The 15,816-nt window shown below is 66.6% G+C and carries 14 protein-coding genes; 10 read left to right on the top strand and 4 right to left on the bottom strand.

Annotated elements, in window-relative coordinates; all coding sequences use genetic code 11:
- The first annotated feature begins 101 nt into the window (after positions 1-101).
- Genes ABZ827_RS08360 through ABZ827_RS08350 form a run of 3 tightly spaced genes read left to right on the top strand, consistent with a single transcriptional unit; the run spans position 102 to position 3,108 of the window.
- Complete coding sequence (locus ABZ827_RS08360; RefSeq protein ID WP_357234177.1) at positions 102-992, top strand: isocitrate lyase/phosphoenolpyruvate mutase family protein; 891 nt, start codon at positions 102-104, stop codon at positions 990-992.
- Positions 992-2,407 (top strand): amidohydrolase family protein, encoded by a 1,416-nt coding sequence (locus ABZ827_RS08355; protein ID WP_357234175.1) that lies wholly within the window; start codon positions 992-994, stop codon positions 2,405-2,407. Before ABZ827_RS08360 ends, ABZ827_RS08355 begins: the two co-directional genes overlap by 1 nt.
- Positions 2,404-3,108 carry an isochorismatase family protein gene (locus ABZ827_RS08350; RefSeq protein WP_357234172.1) on the top strand — a complete coding sequence of 235 codons (705 nt, stop codon included), beginning with the start codon at positions 2,404-2,406 and terminating at the stop codon, positions 3,106-3,108. Before ABZ827_RS08355 ends, ABZ827_RS08350 begins: the two co-directional genes overlap by 4 nt.
- Positions 3,109-3,250: 142 nt before the next feature.
- Here the strand turns inward: ABZ827_RS08350 and ABZ827_RS08345 are convergent, their stop codons facing one another.
- Positions 3,251-3,949, bottom strand: coding sequence for a GntR family transcriptional regulator (locus tag ABZ827_RS08345; RefSeq protein ID WP_357234170.1), 699 nt, complete (start codon positions 3,947-3,949; stop codon positions 3,251-3,253).
- Positions 3,950-4,170: 221 nt separating this feature from the next.
- Between ABZ827_RS08345 and ABZ827_RS08340 the strand changes: the two genes are divergently transcribed.
- From ABZ827_RS08340 to ABZ827_RS08320, 5 genes are read left to right on the top strand one after another with little or no spacing between them, the layout of a single operon-like run.
- Positions 4,171-5,547 (top strand): MFS transporter, encoded by a 1,377-nt coding sequence (locus tag ABZ827_RS08340; RefSeq protein ID WP_357234167.1) that lies wholly within the window; start codon positions 4,171-4,173, stop codon positions 5,545-5,547.
- 14 nt (positions 5,548-5,561) lie between these two features.
- Positions 5,562-6,941, top strand: coding sequence for an FAD-dependent oxidoreductase (locus ABZ827_RS08335; protein WP_357234165.1), 1,380 nt, complete (start codon positions 5,562-5,564; stop codon positions 6,939-6,941).
- Between the two features lie 27 nt (positions 6,942-6,968).
- Entirely contained in the window at positions 6,969-8,291 is a 1,323-nt protein-coding gene (locus tag ABZ827_RS08330; protein ID WP_357234162.1) for an MFS transporter, read from the top strand.
- The gene (locus ABZ827_RS08325; protein WP_357234159.1) at positions 8,284-9,615 is read left to right on the top strand and encodes an MmgE/PrpD family protein; all 1,332 of its coding nucleotides are present in this window, start codon (positions 8,284-8,286) and stop codon (positions 9,613-9,615) included. Before ABZ827_RS08330 ends, ABZ827_RS08325 begins: the two co-directional genes overlap by 8 nt.
- A complete protein-coding gene (locus tag ABZ827_RS08320; RefSeq protein ID WP_357234156.1) occupies positions 9,612-10,952 on the top strand; it encodes an MmgE/PrpD family protein in 1,341 nt (446 codons plus the stop codon). Before ABZ827_RS08325 ends, ABZ827_RS08320 begins: the two co-directional genes overlap by 4 nt.
- 171 nt (positions 10,953-11,123) lie before the next feature.
- On the opposite strand, the gene ABZ827_RS08315 is transcribed toward ABZ827_RS08320, so the two are convergent.
- The 3 genes from ABZ827_RS08315 to ABZ827_RS08305 form a co-directional block, all read right to left on the bottom strand.
- The gene (locus ABZ827_RS08315; RefSeq protein ID WP_357234153.1) at positions 11,124-12,470 is read right to left on the bottom strand and encodes a flavin-dependent oxidoreductase; all 1,347 of its coding nucleotides are present in this window, start codon (positions 12,468-12,470) and stop codon (positions 11,124-11,126) included.
- Positions 12,467-12,919: a hypothetical protein gene (locus ABZ827_RS08310; RefSeq protein ID WP_357234150.1), complete on the bottom strand. Its 453-nt coding sequence runs from the start codon at positions 12,917-12,919 to the stop codon at positions 12,467-12,469. The genes ABZ827_RS08315 and ABZ827_RS08310 overlap by 4 nt, the downstream gene beginning before the upstream one ends.
- A 485-nt stretch (positions 12,920-13,404) precedes the next feature.
- Positions 13,405-14,379: a hypothetical protein gene (locus tag ABZ827_RS08305; RefSeq protein WP_357234147.1), complete on the bottom strand. Its 975-nt coding sequence runs from the start codon at positions 14,377-14,379 to the stop codon at positions 13,405-13,407.
- Between the two features lie 568 nt (positions 14,380-14,947).
- Here ABZ827_RS08305 and ABZ827_RS08300 point away from each other — a divergent pair.
- Positions 14,948-15,271, top strand: a complete 324-nt coding sequence (locus ABZ827_RS08300) for a hypothetical protein (RefSeq protein ID WP_357234144.1) — start codon at positions 14,948-14,950, stop codon at positions 15,269-15,271.
- A 5-nt stretch (positions 15,272-15,276) separates the two neighbouring features.
- Positions 15,277-15,816 carry a YbaB/EbfC family nucleoid-associated protein gene (locus ABZ827_RS08295; protein ID WP_357234141.1) on the top strand — a complete coding sequence of 180 codons (540 nt, stop codon included), beginning with the start codon at positions 15,277-15,279 and terminating at the stop codon, positions 15,814-15,816.

The following is a 15,816-nucleotide window of genomic DNA, read 5'->3' as shown; positions in this document are numbered from 1 at the left end:
CAAACTGTTGACAGTTGTCAGTTTATGAACTTGGGAGGAAGGTGGGGGAGTGTGACCGACTACCGACTATCCATGGTTTCGAGCAACCTCGAGGAGACCCCATGACCACTCCGGCGCGAACGCTGCGTACCCTCGCCGGCGCACCGGATCGTCCCCTACTGCTGCCGGGTGTGGCCAACTCCCTGGCGGCGCGGGTGGTGGAGGAGGCAGGATTCGCCGCCGCCTACGTCACCGGCGCCGGCCTGACCAATACCTATCTGGGGATGCCCGACCACGGCCTGATCACCCTCGACGAGCTGTCCGCACACGTCGACGCCATCTGCGATGTCGTGGGTATTCCGGTGATCGTGGATGCCGATACCGGCTTCGGCAACGCCCTCAACGTGCAGCGCACCGTCCGCAGGCTCGAACGAGCGGGCGCCGCGGGTATCCAGATCGAGGATCAGGTGAGTCCCAAGAAGTGTGGCCACTTCGCCGGTAAGGAGGTGGTGTCGTCCGGTGAGATGATCGGCAAGATCCACGCCGCCGTCGACGCCCGCCGCGATGACGACCTCGTCATTGTCGCCCGCACCGACGCCCGCGCCACCGAAGGACTCGACGCGGCCTGCGATCGTGCCGCCGCGTATCTCGAGGCGGGCGCCGACCTGATCTTCGTCGAGGCTCCGGAAAACGTCGAGGAGATGCGCGAGATCACGCGCCGCGTCCCCGGATTGCATATCGCCAATATGGTCGAGGGCGGCCGGACCCCGATTCTGTCCCGCCAGGAGCTGGGCGAACTCGGTTTCGCGGTCGCGCTCTACGCGAACGCCACCATGCGCGGCGCGGTGGTCGGTATGCGCGAGGTTCTCGCGCATCTCCGGAAACACGGCGATACGCGAGCGGCGGGGGATTTGATGATCAGCTGGGAAGATCGGCAGGCGCTCGTGCGCAAGCCGGAGTTCGACCGGCTCGAGCAGCGGTACGCGGCGACCGCGGAACGGAGTCATATCTGATGAGCGGCAACGATATTCACGATCTGAGGTTGCGGGGCGGCCGGGTGTTCCAGCACGGTGCCGGGCTGCAGGACCTCGATATTCTGATCACGGACGGCATCATCAGCGGTCTCGTCGCACCCGGCACCCCGGTGAATGCCGCCGAGGAATTAGATATCTCGGGCAAGGTCGTGCTGCCGGGCGGGATCGACCCGCATGTGCACCTGGGCAAAGATATCCGGGTTCCGCGCGATCCCGACGATGCGTCCCGCGAAACCGCGTCCGCCGCGGCCGGCGGCATCACCACAATGCTCATCTACCTGATGAGCGCAGACCCCTACGAGGGGGTGTTCGCCGCCTCGAACGCCGCCATGGCGGGCAATTCACATACCGACTACGGATTCCACTTCGTTCTCGGTACCGAGGAACAGGTCGCGCAGATCCCCGCGTACGTGCGGGAACTCGGCGTCCCGAGCTTCAAGTTCTTCATGAACTTCCGCGGTGACGAGGGCAAGTATCTCGGCCTGCCGGGTAACGACGACGCCTATATGTACGGGCTGCTGGGCGCGGCGGCCGACGCGGGCGCCATGGTGAACCCGCACCCGGAGAACATCGAGCTCGTCTGGAAACTGCGTGAGCAGCCGCGTGATGAATCGATCCCGCCGCTGGAAGCGTGGTACCGCAGCCGGCCACCGATCGTCGAGGCCGAGGCGGTGCAGCGAGTCGCCTACTTCGCCAGCGCCACCGGCGCCTCTGTCTACGCGGTACACACGAGCAGCAAGGCCGCGCTGGATGCCATGCGGATGCAGCAGACGGCCTACCCCAATCTCTTCACCGAAACCTGCACCCAGTACCTCACCCTGACCACCGATTCCGACTGCGGCACCTATGGCAAGGTCAACCCGCCGTTGCGGCACGACGAGGACGTCGAGGCGCTGTGGGAAGGCCTTCGCTCGGGCGCTGTCGATACGGTCGGTTCCGACCACAACGCCCGGCACCGCACCGCCAAGGAGAAGGACATCTGGACGGCCTCGGCGGGTTTCCCCGGCACCGGTCTCGTACTGCCGACGACCGTGGGGGAGGGGCTGCGCCGCGGTATCGACCTCGAACGGCTCGTCGACGCCACGAGCACCCGGGCCGCGCAACTGTTCGGGCTCTTCCCGCGCAAGGGAACCATCCGCGTCGGCTCCGATGCCGACCTCGCCGTGGTGGACCTGAACGCACACACCGTCGTGCGCGCCGAGACCCAGTATTCCGCCGCCGAATACTCACCGTGGGAGGGGCGCGAAATCCCGCTGCGCGTCGTGCACACCCTGGTCCGCGGCCACTTCGCGCTCCGGGACGGCGAGCTGTCGCAGACCCCGGCCGGAACCTACCTCGCCCGGACCCACGGCGGCGCTGCCGCGCTGGCACATGTACGGAAGGAGTTCGTATGACCGAGCAGCCCTGGACAGTAGGCGGTGCCGGAGTTGTCGACGAGACCACCCTGCGCCACTACGAACTCGCCGGTTTCGGTAAACCTGTCGGCCTGGGTGCACGACCCGCACTGCTCATCATCGACGTCCAGTACCGCACCGTCGGCACCACGCCCGCGCCGTTCGAGACATCCGTGCAGGAGTTCCCGACCAGTTGCGGTGAGGTCGGCTGGAAGGCGGTCGGCCATATCGCGCGGCTGGTCGAAATCTTCCGCGCCAAGGGCTGGCCGATCCTGTACCCGCACGTGGCACCGAAAAAGTCCTACGACGCCGGTCGGCTCGGCGCGAAAGTGCCCGGGATCATGGATATCCCGGCCAAGGGGTATGAGTTCGTCGCCGAGATCGCTCCCGCCGAAGGCGATGTCCTGGTCCCGAAACGCCACCCCAGTGCATTCTTCGGCACCCCGCTCACCAGCTACCTCGTGGAAACCGGGGCGGATTCCCTGGTGGTGACCGGCGCGACCACATCGGGTTGTGTGCGATCGAGTGTCGCCGACGCGTTCTCCTACAACTTCCGCGTCAGCGTGCCCGCGGACGCGGTCTACGACCGCAGCTCCGTGGTACACGAGGTCAACCTCTTCGATATGGCACAGAAGTACGCGGACGTGACCACAACGGATTCACTGTTGACCGCGCTGCGGGAGCTTCCTGCCCGGGCCTAGTCGCCTCTCATGGACTCTGCCCGGCGTCGATCGTGCGTCCCACCGCCGCTGTGGCGGCTGTGCGCCGACCGATGCCGGGCTGTGTCCGGCTGCGGGCCTGTCATCGTGTACGCCCCCGCCGGTGCAGCCGTGGGCTGGCAGCCTACGCCGGCTTGACCCCATCGGCAGGTTCATCGGTGCGTAGCACCGCCAGCGCGTTGTTGAGCGAACTCACCAGGTGGGCTTCGATAAGACGCGCTGCCTGCTCGTCGTCCCGCGACGACAGGGCCGCGACAATCGCGCGATGCTCGTCCAGGGCGGTGCGGGCCCGCCGCGGCTGGTGGGCGGAGCGGGCGCGGGCGAGTTGGATCTTGCGGCCGACCTCGGTGAGTGCGTCCAGCAGTGGCGGTTTCGCAGCCAGGCGCACCACCCGCGCGTGGAAATCCTGGTCGGCGGGGTAGGCGGCGTTCGTATCCGCGCCCATGCTGGACTCGGTGTCGTCGAGCAACTGGCTCAGCTCGTCGATACGCTCCTGCGGCGTATGCCGGGCGGCGAGGCGGACGGCATGCGTTTCGAGCGCGATCCGGAGCTCGTAGAAATCGGTGAGTTCGTTCGACGAGAAGGACCGCACGTAGGCGCCCCGGTGGGTCACCGCCTCGACGAGGCCTTCGCTGGCCAGGCGCTGAATCGCCTCGCGCAGTGGGCCTCTGCTGATTCCGAGCGCCTGGGACAGATGTACTTCGTTGAGGCGTTCGCCGGGCGCGAGGGTCCCGTCGAGGACCATATCGCGTAGTACCTCGAGGCTGCGGCCGGCGAAGGTTGCCACCCGGCCGAGTTTGGCGGGACGGATCTGCTCGCTCACCAGGGTCTCCTTACACGGTCGATGTGCCGTGCCGTGCGGTCGGGGTTACTCCCCAGACCGTTCGAAACTGTCAACAGTTGAATAGTAACGATAGCCGATGTCCATCGTCATGAGCGCCCCGCTCGACAGAAAACTGTTGACAGTTGGCAGTCTGTGTCGCAGAGTAGGGCACCAGCGAAGCCGGTCGGGTACCGGCAGCCAGGAGCAGGAGGTCCTTCACAGTGGAGGCTAATGGACGTGCCGCGGCAGCGGACGTGAACGCACTGCTCACACCTGCCGGCCCAGCAGTGGCGGCAGTCGAGGGCGGCGCCAGACCCGGTGTCCCGCAAGCGATCGACCGACGAGTGGTGCCCGCCGGGCTCATCGGGTCGATGGTCGAGTATTACGACTTCGGGATCTACGGATACCTCGCCACGATCCTTTCGGTGGTGTTCTTCGCCAGCGAGACCGATCCCACGGGCGCCCTGCTGGCCACGTTCGCGACCTTCGCCGCCGCCTTCGTCCTGCGCCCGCTCGGCGGTCTGATCTTCGGCCATCTCGGCGACCGGTTCGGCCGGTCGCGCATTCTCGCCGCGACCATCCTGTCGATGTGTGTGGCCACCGTGGCGATCGGCCTGCTGCCCACGTACGCCGCGATCGGGGTGAGTGCGGCCTTCCTGCTGGTGGTGGCCCGTTGTGTCCAGGGCATCGCCTCCGGTGGCGAAGTCGGCGGCGCGGCGGCCTATGTGGCGGAGAAATCGCCGCCCGCGCGGCGCGGGTTCCTGTGCTCCACCGTGCAGCTCGGTGCGCTCGCCGGCGCGTTGCTGGCATCGGTCGCGGTGACGATCCTGACATCGGTACTGACCCACGAGCAGCTGGTGGACTGGGGCTGGCGGATACCGTTTCTGCTGAGCCTGCCGCTGGGCCTGGTGGGCCTGTGGATCCGGTACCGCCTCGAGGATTCCGTTGCCGACGACGACCTCTCCGCGGGTGGCGGCCTCGCCTCGGCCCCGGCCGCCGAGCTCGTGCGCGCACATCTGCCCGGCCTGCTGCGAACGCTCGGACTGTCCACGCTGCTCTTCGCGGGTTACTACGTGGTCTACGTCTACGCGTCCACACATTTGCAGCGCACCGGCGGTTTCACCACCACCGCCGCATTCTGGTCCACCACGGTAACGCTGACGGTGTCCTGTCTGGCGATGCCGCTGTTCGGTCACCTCGCCGACAAATGGGGACGCAAACCCCTGCTTCTCGGCGCCGCGGTGGCTTTCGGTGTGCTGGCGGTTCCCTGCTTCGCCCTGATGAACGCCGACAACTTCGGGATGGCACTGCTCGCGCACGTGGTGCTGGGGTTGCCGGAATCCGCGCTGATGGGCGTGGTCTTCGCGACCTTCGCCGAGATGTTCCCCGCCCGCGTCCGCTACACCGGTATCGCGCTCGGGTTCAATCTCGCGAGCATGGCCGTAGGCGGTACCGCCCCGCTGATCTGCTTATGGCTGCTCGAGGCCACCGGGAACGCTTTGGCGCCCGCCTGGTTCCTCGTCGCCACCGCCGTGATCAGCGCCGGCACCGCACTGACCTTGACCGAGACGCGCGGCACCGCGCTGCGCGCCAGCTGAGCCGAGAGGACCCCGTGGCAGAGCCCAAACAGACGGATGTGGACGTCGACGTGGTGGTGGTAGGAGCCGGCGGCGCCGGCCTCGCCGCTGCGCTGGCGGCAACCGATGGCGGTGCGACCGCCGTCGTACTGGAGAAGGAAGACCGCCCCGGCGGCAACACCGCCGTATCGACCGGGTCGGTGCCCGGTGCCGGTTCTCGCTGGCAGGCCGAGGCCGGTATCGACGATTCGGCCGAACGGCTCGCGACCGATCTACTGCGCCAGTCCGGCCCGCACGAGGCGGCGGAACTCGTCCGGATCCTCGCGGCGGCGAGCGCCCCACTCGTGGAATGGCTGGTGGACACACACCGGATCGACCTGCGGCTGATCACCGACTACAAGCATGTCGGGCACAGCGTCCCACGGTTGCATGCGCCGCCGTCACGCAAGGGGCACGCCCTGATCGCCGATCTGCTCCGCGCCGCGAAGGCCGCCGATATCGAGGTGCTCACATACAGTCCGGTGCAGCGGCTGCTCATCGAGGACGGCGTTGTCCGCGGTGTGGTCGTCTCCGGGCGCCGCTCCGGCACCTACGAGTTGCGCAGTCACGCGGTCGTCCTGGCGGCCAACGGGTTCGGCGCCGATCCCGATATGGTGGCCCGGTTCGCGCCACAGGCCCGCGGGCTCGAATACCTGGGCGCGCACGGCAGTACCGGTGAAGCGGTCCGCTGGCTGCTGGACCTGGGCGCGACAATGGCCAACGGCTCCGCTTTTCAGGGCTATGCCGCGGTCGCGAACCCACACGGCTCGATCACCTCGTGGACCACGGTCGAGCACGGCGGCATCCTCGTCGATGCCCGTGGTGCACGTATCGGTGACGAGTCGATCGGCTATTCGGGTTTTGCCTCCGATGTCGCGCGGGTGCCCGGTCCGGTGCACGTCCTGTTCGATACGAGGATCCGCGATTCTGTTGCCGCCCATGAGGAAGAGTTCGCCGATCTGGTGGCTGCGGGCGGAGTGAAGGAAGCGGCGGATATTCCGGCTCTCGCCGCGGTGATCGGGGCGGACGTGGACGAATTGACCCGCACCCTCGAGTCGGCGAGCGCGGCGGCGGCCGGTGCGACGCCCGATCCCACCGGCCGTAAAGAATGGGGCTGGGGGCCATTACAGCCGCCGTACGCGGCCGTACGCGCGATTCCCGCGCTTTTCCACACCCAAGGCGGAGTCCGGGTCGACGCGGATGCCCGTGTCCTCGGTGCCGATGGTCCGATTCCCGGCGTCTACGCGACCGGTGGCGTCGCCGCCGGAGTGAGCGGCCGCGACGGCGGTGCCGGTTACTCGTCCGGCAACGGATTGCTTGCCGCGCTCGGCCTCGGCATGCTCGCGGGCCGGCACGCCGCCGCCGCCCGCGCCTGAACTCGACGAACACGCAGGAGCGAATCCGTGTCCTCTTCACCCCCGGTGCCCGGCGGCCAGTCGCGGCGCGCCGCGACTGGCAGCTTCGTCGGCACGACCTTCGAGTGGTACGACTTCTTCATCTACGGCACCATGGCGTCGCTGGTGTTCGGTGAGGTGTTCTTCCCGACCCAGGAGGGCGTCGTCGGTACGCTCGCGGCGTTCGCGACGTTCGCCGTAGGCTTCCTCGCCCGGCCGTTCGGCAGTGTCCTGTTCGGGCACTACGGTGACCGGCTCGGACGGCGTAACGTCCTCATCGCCACGCTGTTGATCATGGGTAGCGCGACCGTTCTCATCGGATGCATTCCCTCCTACGACACGATCGGTGTCTGGGCGCCGGTCCTGCTCGTGGTGTGCCGGATCGCCCAGGGCGTGGCACTCGGCGGCGAATGGGGTGGCGCCGCACTGCTCTCGGTGGAGAACGCGCCCGCGAACCGGCGCGGGCTGTTCGGTTCGTCGACGCAGATCGGCTCACCGGCCGGACTGTTGCTGGCGAGCCTGGTCATCGCGGCCTCCGCGGCCGTCAGCGGTGACGCATTCGAGCAGTGGGGCTGGCGCATTCCGTTCCTCGCCAGCGCGCTGATCGTCGTGGTCGGCCTGGCGATCCGCCGGGGCCTTGCCGAATCGCGGGATTTCGCCGAAACCGTGCAGACCGAGGGCGTGGCGACCGTACCGGTGGTGCAGGTGCTGCGCGAGGACTGGCGCACGGTACTCATAGCGGCCGGTCTGGGCGCCGCGAACAATGCCCTCTACTACACCGTGGCCACCTATACGCTGGCCTATGTCACCGGCACGCTCGGTCTGCCGAAGGGCGAGACGATCAACCATCTGACGATCGTGTCGGTCTGCTATCTCGTGTCGATCCCGCTGTTCGGCTGGCTCTCCGACAAGGTCGGCCTGCGACGTCAGGTCGCGGTGGCGGCACTGGTCGCGGCGGCGTTCGTCTTCCCGTACTTCGCCATGATCGATACCGGAAACGGGTGGATCATCCTGCTCGGCATGATCCTCGGCCTGGCAGTGATCCAGTCGGCCGCCTACGCACCACAGCCGGCCGTCTACTGCGAACTGTTCCCGGCCAAGACCCGTTATACAGGCGCGTCTCTGAGCTACGCCCTGCCGACCACGATCGTCGGCGGTACCGCGCCGTTCATCGCGACCTGGTTGTACAGCGTGACCGGAAGCAACAGCGCCATGGCATGGTACGTGGTCGCCCTGTCCTTACTCGCCGCCGTGTGTGCGGAACTCGCGCACCGCCGGCACACCGCTTCCTCGCGCACCGCTTCATCGACGGTGGAGGCACAGAATGTCTGAGATACACAAGCTGCTGACGTGGGCGGCCGAATCAGCCGACCTGCCCGATGCCGTGCTCCGCACGACCCTGACGATCGTCTGCGACGACCTTGCGGCCATGATCGGCGCGCATACCGAGCCGGAGGTCCGCCATATCTCCGCGCATGCCACCGGACCGGGCGAGGCGACCGTTGTCGGAGTTCCGGGCAAGCGGGCCGGCCCCCGATCCGCGGCATTCGCGAACGCGGTCGCGGCGAACTGGACCGAACTCGACGGCGGCTACCGGCCCGCCACCTGCCACGGTTCCCTGTACACGCTGCCCGCCGCGCTCGCCGAAATCGAAACGACCGGCGGCACACTGCGCGATCTGCTGCGCTCGGTGGCGATCGGCTACGAGGTCGTCACGCGCATCGCCCGTGCCTACCGGCCGCCGTTACCGCTCGTACTCCATCCGCACGCGACACTGTCACCGATCGGCGCGGCCGCCGCCCTTGCCGCCGCACGACAATTGCCCGCGCACCAGTTCACCCAGGCCGTGCTCGGCGCCGCTTCGATGTCGCTGACCGGCCCGTTCGGGCATGCGCCCGAGGGGGCCACGGTCCGCAACGCCTGGGCGGGGGCCGGAGCGCAACTCGGTTTCGTCGCCGCGGATATCGCCGTTGCCGGACTGACCGCGAGCCCGGCCGTGCTCGACGAGGTATTCGGCCGCGTCGGTGGCGCCGCGTCGCAGGTCGCCGAGCTGACCGACGGACTGGGCGAACGCTACGCAGTTCAGGACGGCTACCAGAAGCCCTACGCGTGCTGCCAATACCTGCACTCCAGCGTCGAGGCGGCCGCACTCGTCGCGCAGCAGGTCGAGCCGGCGGCGATCTCGGCTGTCGCCGTCCGGGCGCATCCGCTTGCCGCCGCGCTCGCCGGCGCTGCCCCCGAGACCAGCCTCGCCGGGCGGTTCTCGTTACCGCATGCCGTCGCGGCCGTTCTCGCGGCCCGCGATACTTCCGCGGAAGTTTTCGCGGCTGCGTCATTGCGCGACAGCGAGGTCGCGCGCCTGCGGGCTCTGGTGGCGATCGAGGAGTGGACCGACCCGCCGCAGCCGCCGCACGACCGCCCTTCGCGAGTGCAGGTCTCGCTGGCCGACGGCCGGGTCGTGGCGGAAACCGTACTCTCCGCGGCGGGCGGCCCCGATCGCCCGCTGGCCCGCGATCAGCTGCAGGCCAAGTACGAAACCCTCACCGGGGAGCTTCGCCCCGGATTCGCCGACCGCGTCCGGACACTGACCGATCCGGCCCGCCTGCCGGACCTCGATCTGCCCCTGGCCACGCTGCTCGACGAGGTGCTGGGATGACGGCCGCCGAACACCTGGTCGACGGATTGCTCGGGCTCCCGGTAGTCTTGCCCGACGATATCGACCGCACTGCCCGCCTGCACCTGCTGGACGCCATCGGAGTCGCCGTCGCCGCCGCCGCGTGCGGACCGGCCCGCGCGTTCGCCGCGTCGCCGCGCCCCGACGGCCCCTGCACCATCCTGGGCACCGGATCCGGAACCGGGCCGGCCGACGCCGCTCTCGTCAACGGAACGCTCATCCACTCGCTCGAGTACGACGACACCCACACGGGATCGGTTATGCACGGCAGCAGTGCCCTCGCGCCGGCAGTGCTCGCCGCGGCCCAGCACCACGGTTTCGCCGGTGCCGAGGTGGTGCGGAGTTTCGCGGTGGGCTGGGAGGTTCTCGTCCGGCTCGGTCTGGCGGCGCCGAGCGGGTTCCAGCGCACAGGTTTTCAGGGCACATCCGTCGCAGGGCCCATCGCCGGGGCACTGGCCCTGGGGTTGATGCACGGGTTCGACCGCGCACAGCTCATCGATGCTGTCGCCGTCGCCGCAAGCTTCTCCGCGGGAAATTTCACGTTTCTCAGTCGAGGTGCCACGAGCAAGGCCGCGCAGGCCGGTATCGGTGCTCAGGCCGCTGTATCGGCCGTCGCGCTGGTCGAGGGTGGAATCACCGGAGCCCCGGACGTCTTCGAGGGCGACCGCGGCTTCTTCGGTCTGTACGCCCGCGACCCCTCCGCCGCCAGCCGGCTGCGGGAGGTTTCGGACGACCTCGGCTCCCGCTGGTATGTGGCCGATGCGGCGTTCAAGGGTCTGCCCTGCTGCCATTTCCTGCACCCGTTCGTCGAGGCCGTCGCGACCCTCGATCGTGCGCCGGACCGGATTCTGTGCCGGGTGCCGAGCGGGCAGGAACAGATCATCGCTGTTCCGTGGGCGCGCAAACAACGCCCGGCCCGGGCCGACGAAGCACGCTGGAGCCTGCCATATGTGCTGGCCCTGCAAGTGGTGCGCGGTGCCGTGACATTGGACGACTTCATCGGCGAACCGGACCCTGCCGTGCTGGCGATGGCGGCCCGCATCGACTGGGAACCGTGGCCTGATTCGGGCTACCCTGCTGTCTTCCCGGCCGCGATCGAGGCCGAATTCGCCGACGGCACCGGCCGGACAGTCCGCATCGACGATGTCGACGGCGGTGCCCGGCGTCCCTGGAATGCCGAACGTGTGATCGGTAAGTTCCGGGACAATTGCGCCCGCGCCGATGTCGCGCCGGATGTGGTGGAGCAGGTGAGGGCCACCCTTATCGACGCGCCGCAGCCGGACTTTTCGGCCGTGCGCTCACTGGTGCGCGCTGCCTGACGAGACATCGTGGAAGGCACCACCACCCGCCGTCAATGCCGGGTGAGCGTTTCTCCGGGAAGCCCAGGGGCATAGCTCTCCGAGTGAGTCAGGCCGGAAACTCCTTTGAACCGGCTCTGGCTCACTCTCGGTGGTGCATATGAAATGCCGGCGGCACGGCAGCCCATGGCTCTAGGTGAGTGTTGTTGTCGGCGTGGGTGTTTCAGGTTCGGCGTCACTTGTTGCCGAGGAGGTGGGTGTGGCGGGTCCGCGGCCGGTGGTCCGGACGCGGACTCCACCGGCTCGGTTCCGGTCAGCAGATGTACTGGCACCGCTGGTTCGCTGGTATCCCACGGCAATCGCCCGAAGCTCGTCCTCGGTCAGTACGTCCTCTATTCGTTCGAAGCCCTGAGGAGCGCGCTCCTCGACCAGCCGTAGTACTCGGTCGGATGGAATATCCCGATTGGCGAGCACGATGGCATTGGCGGCTTCCAGCCGGGCAGCTTCGTATGCCAGCAAGCCGTGCCGGGGATCAGCGGAACCGGCGAGCTCGGCGGCGATAACACCGGCATCGAGAATCGCCTGCGAGCCGCCATTGGACCCGATCGGATACATCGGGTGCGCAGCGTCGCCCAGCAACGCGATTCTCCCGAAGACCCAGCGCCGCACCGGGTCGCGGTCGACCATCGGATACTCGAGTATTCGCTCACTGCCGGAGATCAGCTCGCCGATATCGATCCCCTCGAAATGCCATCCACGATAATGCGGTAGCACATCGGATAATCGGCCGACCCGGTTCCAGTTGGCCGTCGATTCCCTGTCGTCCGGGACCCGTACTTCGGCAACCCAGTTGATCAGGGCACTTCCTTGCCGTCGCGCGGTGGCCGAGATGGGGTAGGCCACCAGCTTCGCGGTGTGGTTGCTACCGGCCATCACCATCGACGCGCCGGTCAGGAATGGCTTGGACACGGTGACTCCGCGCCACATACGGATTCCGTTCCAGCGCGGTGCGGTTTCGTTCGGGTACTGGCCCGCGCGAACGGCCGAATGCAGGCCGTCCGCGCCGACCACCACGTCGGTCGTGATATCGAACGTGTGGTTCCGAGTGCGGTCGTAGATAGTGCTGCACACTCGGTCCAGATCTTGATGCGCCTGGACGAACCGCATTCCCGTGCGAATCGCGGAGTGCCCGAGGCGATCACGCACTGTGGCCGCCAGCAAGGACTGCAGTTCACCGCGGTGGAGCGAATACTGCGGCCAGTCGTGGCCGGCTGCCAGCCCCCGCGGTTCGCGCCAGATCTCGTTGCCGAACCGGTCCAGGTGCACCAGTTCCGCGGTGGGGATGGCCAGTTCGGCCAATGCGGCCCCCAGGCCGAGCTCGCACAGTTCGCCTGTCGCGTGCGGAAGTAGGTTTATGCCGACACCCAGCGGTAGCAGTTCGGTGACGCTATCGATGACGACGACATCGATCCCGGCTTCGTGCAGCTGCAATGCTGTCGTGAGACCGCCGATTCCGGCCCCGACCACCAAGACTTTCACAGTGCCTCCGTCAGCGGCGCGAAGGCGGGGCTCATGCGCTCGTACAGGTGCGCTACCGGATCGGATACATGGTCTCGCAGCAGGCTTTCCTTGTACACGCATCGATTGCCGTTCGCCGTATCGGTGAACGACCAAGCGGTAACACCGGTTTCCAGCACAACCCGCTCGAGGTGTTGCCCGGAGGCGATCATGCTGTGTCCCATGGGACGGTGCTCATCAGCCAGCATGGTGGCGTGTCTGTGCTGGGCGACTATTACCACTGAATTCTCGGAGACCACTGCTCCGCTGCCTGTGGTGAGAACGGACCGGCGGATGATCACCGGGTCCGTTTCGGATCGGCCGAGGGCGAGGCGTATCCGATCGGACAGTCCGGCTGCGGTCGTGTGGCACTGGTCGAGCAGCTGGAGTATCAGCGGTTCGCCGACGAGGGCTTCGAGTAGGGTGGTCATAGATCCGTCGGATCTGAGCAGCATCCGGGTTATCACCGGAAGAGCTGATTGCGCTGTTACTGTTAACGATTCCGCCGCCATGGAAATCGAATATATGCGCCGCGATACCGGACTTCTATCTGCTGGGAATATTTATCGCCCAGTACCCCGTCAGTTAACTGAATCTACCATTTCGTAGTACCCGGAGACATTTGTTGGCAATCAACTGGCAATCCAACCGTATTGGAATTCTTGTACGCGATGTGCCAGTAGGCGAGCCCGTGAAAGGGGCCGACCCATGTGGGATCGCAGGGGCTCGATGGCAGGTTTCAACCACTCGGGCCATCCGCGGGGCGTAACAGGTGGGATCCCTGAATTTCATCGAGAATTTTCATTGTTATCCAACGCGGGAAACTCTCCGTTGATGAGTCACCACCACGCCGCTGCCGATATTGATCCGCCACGGAGAGTGCGTCGGCCTCCGGGCAGGAACAGGGGCCGGCCTGTCAGCGCGACGTATGGAGGACGAACTCCTCGAGCGTGGTGAGCGTCTCGGCGCGGTTGTCCCGGTGTCGTAGGCAATACCTGGTGGGATACCAGCCCGGCTGCTGCCAGGCTTGCGGCTGTTTGATATCGAAGCAGGAATCGGCCATCCTGCCGCCACGCAGAGCCTCGTATTGCGAGAGATCCACCATGGGTTCGAGGAAGGTCACCGCGCCGTTCCAGCTTCCGTAGATGAATGTGCTGGTGAAATCGGCTCCGTTCAGTTCCGGGGTGGTCGAGTCGATCAGGTGTTGGCCCATGGCCGGTTCGATCGCGTCGAGGTCGACGTAGTCCGGGTGACGGTACTTCGGGTCGGGCAGAAGCTTGCCGAGCCGGTAGTCGTCGCAATCCGTGAGCTGCGGGCACGGTCCGGGCCGGATCGCCAGCCGCTCGGAATTGTCGTTCAGGTAGAAGTGAACATCGAAATGTGGTGTATCCCAGACGCCGGGTGGAACGTGCCCGTGGGGGTTCCAGTTCGCGAGGACATAGGTGAACGGAATGTCCGCACGTGCGGTGAAGGCATCGCCCAGCGGCAATACGGTCTCGTGCCCGCCCGCGCATTCGCCGTGATCGGCCACCACACCGTCGTCGTTCTTGTCGTGACACCACAGACGGCCTGACGGTGGCTCGTACGGCAGTGCGTCGTAGACGCTGTCGTCGGCCGCGAGACCGACCGCCACTGGTTTACCGGACTCGTCGGTTTGCGAGAAGGCGGTGATCCTGCCTCCGCCCAAGCGCGTGCTCGCACCGTATTCGGCGCATGGGCCGAGGTAGGACCGGGTTTCGGCGAGCAGGTCGGCGACTTCGGATTCGGCGATTCGGCGGCCGGCTTCCTGGGTTGTGTCTACGCCGTCCACCCCGCAGACCGAAACGAGATTCGCACCTTCGATACCTGGGAGTGCTTCGGAATCCCTCGACAGCGGTATCACTATCAGCATCGCAGCCAGCACAATTGCGATCAGCCCTGTGATCAGTAGCGCCCTGCTGTGGCGAAGCTTTCCGAAGTTCCGCAGAGCTGCAGCGATTGGTGACATGATCCAACCCACTTTCCGAGCAGCGGTGCAGATTACGTTATGCGCAGGTCTCGACCCTGTTCGACCGCGCAGTGTCGAACAGCCTCATTACCGTTCGACAGCGGAAATCAATGACCGCCTCACCGATGCGCAGTAACCATACAGCTCTGATCAACCGGGCGCATGGTTTCGGCCTCTGCCGTGGATAGGGATAGCGGCCGGGTCGCGATAGGCGGCGTCGGTCGACGCAGCCGGTCCTGGATGTCGCCTGGGCCGACTGGCTGGTTCCGCGATTCTTTCCCGCTTGTGGGAAATCCCCTTTTGTGGGTGCTGGAAGTATTTTGCCCACCTGATGGGTGGCGACGCGGTCGGTAGGCAGGTCGAGCTGTGAGCGAGTGGGCAACATGTGCGACACGAATTCGGAAGAGCCGGAGAGTGCGGGTTTCGGTTCGGGCGCACAGGCGTGTGCCCTGGGCGACGGTGAGGATCGGTGATGGCGAAGAGGATCGAAGTCGACCCCGCGTTGCTCGGCGATGCGGCGAAGCTGGTTGCCGAAATCGGCGATAACCTCGCGGCTGTGCGAGACAAGGCGGACAGGATTCTGTTCGATACCGAAATAGCCTGTGGCAGCGATCAGTTCGGTGAGGAGTTCGCCGGTGGTTCTCGAGGTTTCCGGAGTCAGGGGGAGGCGGCCGGGGACAAGGCGGGCCGGATGTCGGAGATCGTTGCCGGGATTGCCGACGATATGGGGGTCGGGAACGGTGCGGCGCGGGCGCATATCGACACGGACGAATCCTCGAGCAAGCGATTCGGGTGATAGCGGTGATATCCGGCGAATACTCAGAGGAAGCGGCTGCGGCGTATGAGAGTCTGCAGCGGCAGATGGGGCTGATCGCCGAGGCGCAGCGGCAACGGGTGAAGTTGACCGCGTCCGCTTCGGTGCGGGACGGCCGGGTGACGGCCACCGTCAATGCCGATGGGTTGCTGATCGAGACGATATTCGCCGACGATATCGATGAGTTGAGTTATGCGGAGATCGCAGCGGCGACGACCGAGGCGACGCAGCAGGCGGCGGCCGAGGTTGCCCGGAAGAGTGCGGAATTGGTCGCTCCACTGCGGGAGGAGCGAGCGGGGCGACCGAAGCTGTCGGAGATGCTTCCCGGGCTGGCCGATGTGGAGGCGATGATGCCGGTGGCGCCGCCGGTACCGACTGTCGCTCCGGACCACGAGGCCCCCGAGGATGATGCCGAGGATGCCGAAGTGGCGGCCGACCCGGTTTTCGAGTTCGAGAATGTGGAAGAGGTCGATCGGGCCACGGGCCGTGGACGGAGTGATCCTCCGGTATCCGGTTCCGATTGGTGA

Source organism: Nocardia sp. NPDC019395 (assembly GCF_040632335.1).
GTDB lineage: Bacteria > Actinomycetota > Actinomycetes > Mycobacteriales > Mycobacteriaceae > Nocardia.
The sequence above is the reverse complement of the archived record's forward strand: the minus strand, read 5'-3'. Positions and strand labels throughout refer to the sequence as shown.